The sequence below is a fragment of the Caballeronia sp. genome (genome assembly GCF_028292365.1).
Classification (GTDB): Bacteria; Pseudomonadota; Gammaproteobacteria; order Burkholderiales; family Burkholderiaceae; genus Caballeronia.
In genome coordinates, this window is record NZ_JAQGMM010000405.1 from 1 (window position 1) to 3,552 (window position 3,552).

Here is a 3,552-nt window from a genome sequence, read left to right on the forward strand (position 1 = left end):
TTCCAGTGGCTCGACCAGCAGCCGACGTGGTCTGATTTTCCGCTGATCCTGCTCGCCACCAAACGCACTGAACGACGCCCGCAACACGCGCTCGACCGGCTCGAGCTGCTGGGTAACGTCGTCGTGCTGGAGCGTCCGCTCAATGCCGAAACGTTGCGGCGCGCGGTATCGTCGGCATTGCGTGCACGCTTGCGGCAATACGAGGCAAGGCGGCAGCTTGCCGAGCGCGTGGAGGCGCAGGAACGGCTGCATCTGGCGCTCGCGGCGGGGCAGTTGGGATCGTGGGAACTCGATGTGGAGACCGGCGCGCTGCGCTCCACCGAAGCGTTCCGCAAGATCTACGGACAAAAGGGGCCCACGCTGGACTACGGGCAGATCATCCAGCTTGTGCATCCCGATGACCGCGAGATGCGTCAGCGTGCGCTGGATAGTTGCATCTATAACAACACGAATCTCACGGTCGAATATCGCGTGATCTGGCCGGACGACACCGTCCACTGGGTGCAGTCGCGCGGCCATCCAATGCGCGCGCCGGGCAGCCTTCCGGGGACGACTACGATGCGGATCATCGGCGTGTCACTGGATGTCACCGACCGTCACGAAGTCAACGAGAAGATTCTCGCGAGCCAGATGGTGGTCGAGCGTTTGAATGACACGCTGGAAAGCCGTATCGCGGAACGGACGCAGGAACTGGCGTCGGCGAACGACCGCCTGATGAAGGAGATCCACGAGCGCGCGAAGGTTCAGGCGGTGCTCGTGCAGGCGCAAAAGATGGAAGCGCTCGGACAACTGACCGGCGGCATCGCGCATGACTTCAACAACCTGCTGAACGTGATCATGGGCAACGCGGAACTCATCACGCGCGTGAGTCGCGATGAACGTGTGCAGACCATGGCGCAGACGGTCAAGCGCGCGACCGAACGCGGCGCGAAGCTGACCGGGCAGCTGCTCACGTTTTCACGCAGCAGCAATCTGGACCTGAAGGCCATCGACGTCATTCCGATGCTGCATGGCATGCGCGACATGCTGACGTTATCGCTGGGAACGGGCATTCATTTCGGCACTCGCTTCGACGTGAAAGAGGCCTGGACCGACGCCGATGCCAACCAGCTCGAACTCGCCGTCCTGAACCTCGCGATCAATGCGCGCGACGCCATGCCCGACGGCGGCTTGTTGACCATTCGCGTCAGCCAGCGCGTAGCGCCTGACGAAGCGGTACCGCCGGGACAGTATGTGGTGATCGGGGTGAGCGATACGGGCACGGGCATTCCGCCGGAGCTGCTGACGCGCGTCTTCGATCCATTTTTCACGACCAAGCCGGTCGGCAAGGGCACGGGTCTCGGCTTGAGCCAGGTCTATGGGATTGCGAGTCAGGCCGGTGGAACGGCGCGGATTCACAGCGAACCGGGCGACGGCACGACTGTCGAGTTATGGCTGCCTTTGCGCGAACGCGTGGTGGCCGAAGCGGAGGTTGCAGAAGCGGGCGAGGAGATCACGGGCGCGCACGAACGGATTCTCGTGATTGAAGACGACGTCGATGTGCGGACGTTTCTCGTCGATTGCCTGAAGATGCTCGGCTATGCGGTCAGCGAGGCAGCGCATGGGCGCGCGGGACTGGAGCGGCTGCAGGCGGACAATCCGGATTTGCTGATGGTCGACTTCGCGATGCCCGGCATGAATGGCCTGGAAGTGATTGCCGAAGCGAAGCGCTCACACCCGCAACTGCCTGTGATCCTGGCGACGGGGTATGCAGATGTGGATGTATCGAAGGACCGCGTTGAGGGCTACGCGGTGCTCAGGAAGCCGTTTCAGATAGGAGACCTTGCGCGCACCGTGAAGGCTGCGCTGACGCGCTCGCATGTGTGACTGATGCACAACGCTTAACGCCGTTGCGATGTCACGTCCCAGTTGATATCAACGCACAGGACTTGCAAGCCGCGTGGCGTATGCGCAGCGATAGACGCCGTCACGCACAGGTGCGCCTCGTTGATCGAGAGATACGGTGCAGTCAGATGAACCCGGTCCGGCGTGCGCAATGCTTCGATGAAATACGGCCGGCGTTCCCAGCTCGCGCCTTCCGAATGCAGCAAGGGCCGGAAACGCTTGGCCCGTTGCGATGCACGCGCGGCAGGCAAGACGTTATCGCCGATCTGCCGCCCCGATGCATCGAGCAGGAAACACCGCGCCGTTTCGTGAAGCTGCAATAGCGTGCGGGTTGCATTGGCGAGTGTTTCGCCTTCGATCAGACGCGCCGCCGCGGTTTCCAGCGCCCCCACATACGGCGCCAACCGCGCCGACTGCGTGCGTTCACGCGCGGCCACGCGTTCACGGGACGCGGCAGACAACGCGTCCAGCACGCCTTGCGCGGCTTGCGGTTTAACGGCTTCCACGCTGGGCCCGGCGAAATACGCGCCCTGCACGAAATCGACGTTGCATTCGAGCGCAATCAGCGCGTCGCGTTCGGTGCTCAGGCCGCCCATCAATACCAGTTGACCTGATTCATGCAGCAGCGAAACAAGCCCAGGCAATACCCGCTCGATATGCGAATGTTCGCTCGCCTGCTGCAGGATGCAGCGATCGAGCGTCACAATATCGGGCCGCAGATGCCACACGCGGTCAATATTCGAATGCTTCACGCCGAAGCCATCCAGCGCGATCAGGAAGCCAGACTTGCGCAATGAATCGATGATCTCAGCAAAGCGCGTGGTCTCACCGCCGGCTTGCTCGGGTACTTCCAGCACGACGCGTTGCGGCGGCAGTCCGATGTTTTTCAACGATGCCAACAGCGCATCGCCGTAGCTCGTGTCCATCAAAGCGGCCGGGTGGAGGCTGAGGAACAGCCATTCGTCGTCGCTATCGAAGGAAAAGAAGTTGCCCAGGTGCAGCGATTCAGCCAGCCGGCCGAGTTCGAGCAGATCGCCGCGCCGTGCCGCCTGCGTGAAGACTTCATGCGATGGAACTTGCCGGCCGGAATCGTCCCGCGCTCTGAGCGACGCGTGGTAACCAATCGCGCGTCGATGGGACACGGAGAACACGGGCTGGAAAACGCTGAACACCGTGTATTCGCCGTACAGGACAGTGCGCCGCGAGCCGTCATCGCCCGCAACGGGACGGGGGGGCTGAAAGCGGGGAGGGTCGAGATCAACCATGCTCATGGTGGTTTTGGCAGGCGTTCGAACGCGGCTCGAGTGGGAGTAAACATCGGGAAAGAACTAGTTTACAGGATAGGGCCGCTCCCTGAAGAGCAAGAAATATGCGCATTCGCCGGACAATTGAGATATTCCCGCCGAAACCGGCCCCGGTTGGCGCTAGGGCGCCGCGCCGGTTTTTATCGCAGCGAAGGGGCGAGGCCGCGTGCACTCTCATAGTGCGGCACGCACGCCGCGATGATTCGAGATGGCGCGACAGAATGCGACGCGCCCTGAACGATGCGTGACGAGCGCAAAGCCAAGTCACAACTCCAGCGTCTTAATGCGCTTCCGACGGATCGGTTTTCGTGGTCTTCACGGTGCGAATCTCCGGCCCGAGCTGAGCAAAGATCCACGCTGAGGC

At 62.2% G+C, this 3,552-nt stretch carries 2 protein-coding genes; one reads left to right on the top strand and one right to left on the bottom strand.

The genetic code is table 11. The features are described 5' to 3' along the window. Positions 1-1,866 (top strand): PAS domain-containing hybrid sensor histidine kinase/response regulator (locus JWR14_RS24290; RefSeq protein WP_299713191.1); only part of this gene is annotated, 1,866 nt, incomplete at its 5' end. Between the two features lie 14 nt (positions 1,867-1,880). On the opposite strand, the gene JWR14_RS24295 is transcribed toward JWR14_RS24290, so the two are convergent. Next, a complete protein-coding gene (locus JWR14_RS24295; protein ID WP_299713193.1) occupies positions 1,881-3,155 on the bottom strand; it encodes an EAL domain-containing protein in 1,275 nt (424 codons plus the stop codon). Positions 3,156-3,552 lie beyond the last annotated feature (397 nt).

Coding starts and splice junctions, on each gene's coding strand:
- JWR14_RS24295 (WP_299713193.1), bottom strand. CDS start 3,155: ATGAGCATGGTTGATCTCGACCCTCCCCGCTTTCAGCCCCCCCGTCCC.